A 905-nucleotide genomic window follows, 5' to 3' on the forward strand; every position below is an offset into this window, starting at 1 on the left:
CCGTTCTGGCCGGCCGCCCGGCCGATCTCGGTCGTCGCCTCGATCTGCGCGGTGCCGAGCAACTGCCCGTCGGGGGCGTCGCGCCGCACCTCGACGGTGGTGTCCGCGAGCGCCGAGACCCGCAGGTCCAGCGACTCGACGCCACCCAGGCTCACCGGGTCGTAGGACGCCCAGTCGCCGTCAGCGCCGCGCACCGTCTCGCCGCCGCCCTGGGCGTCGTTCCCCGGCCCGGTGACGACGCCGGAGGACTCGCTGAAGTGCTCGGCCTCGGTGCGGGCCGGCCGCAGCAGGTGACTGGTGCCGCCGGTGAGCGGCTGCGCGTCCGGGTGGTCGCCGCCGTCGGTGTAGCTCGCGGTGACGATCACGGTGACGTTCTGGCCTTCGTGTCCGCTCGCGGGGTCGGTGACGATGGTGCCCTCGCAGCCGTTCTGCGACGGTCCCTGGTGCACGTGCACGGCGCCGCCGGTGTCGTGGTAGACACCCTGCTGCACGGTCACGTCGGCGCAGTCGATGCCGCCGTCGGCGGTCGACCCGTCCTCGGCGTCGGTCACGGACACCCGGAAGGGCACCTCGTCGCCCCACTCGAAGACGTGGCCGTTGGCCGGGAGCTCGATGGTCACGTCCGGTTCGGTGTTGCCGACGGTGATCGTGAGGTTGGAGCTGGCCGACCTCCCGGTGGTGTCGGTGACCACCAGCTGGGCCGTGTAGACACCCGCCTCGGTGTAGGTGTGCGTCGGGTTCGGCTCGGTGCTGGTCGCGCCGTCGCCGAACGCCCAGGCGAAGGTGAGCGCATCGCCATCGGCGTCGAACGTGCCCTCCGAGGAGAAGGTCACCTCGACCGGCGCCTGTCCGTTGTCAGGCGAGGCCGACGAGTGAACGGTCGGGGTGCGGCCCTCCTTGACGTA

At 72.3% G+C, this 905-nt stretch carries 1 protein-coding gene; it reads right to left on the reverse strand.

Translation table 11 applies throughout. The features are described from left to right. A partial coding sequence (locus tag DZA62_RS35235; RefSeq protein ID WP_232827686.1) for a PKD domain-containing protein occupies window positions 1-833 on the reverse strand: 833 nt, incomplete at its 3' end. Window positions 834-905: the final 72 nt, after the last annotated feature.

It is taken from the genome of Jiangella endophytica (genome assembly GCF_003427025.1).
GTDB lineage: Bacteria > Actinomycetota > Actinomycetes > Jiangellales > Jiangellaceae > Jiangella > Jiangella endophytica.